Below are 279 nucleotides of genomic sequence, written 5' to 3' on the forward strand. Positions count from 1 at the left end.
CATGCGTACCCATAAGGAGCGATTCCGGGTCGCACTGTGGCCGGCTATCAGCTTGTCTACCTTAGGGGTGGCGCTGACATGCACTATTACCGCGGCTGGTGCGGTATGGTTGTTTTCATTGCCCTGGCCCACGGCATTACTGATTGGTGCCTTATTAAGTTCCACTGATGCGGCAGCGGTATTTGGTATTTTCCAGTCCCGTGGCGTGACGCTTAAGCAGCGAGTTGCTTCGACATTGGAAATAGAGTCGGGTACCAACGATCCCATGGCCGTTATTTT

Annotated in this window: 1 protein-coding gene; it reads left to right on the forward strand. The window is 53.4% G+C overall.

Annotated elements, in window-relative coordinates; all coding sequences use genetic code 11:
* The coding region (locus J0A66_RS23220) for a cation:proton antiporter domain-containing protein (RefSeq protein WP_206576119.1) at nucleotides 1-279 on the forward strand (279 nt) is incomplete at both ends.

The sequence above is a fragment of the Bowmanella dokdonensis genome (assembly GCF_017254865.1).
Taxonomy (GTDB): Bacteria; Pseudomonadota; Gammaproteobacteria; order Enterobacterales; family Alteromonadaceae; genus Bowmanella; species Bowmanella dokdonensis.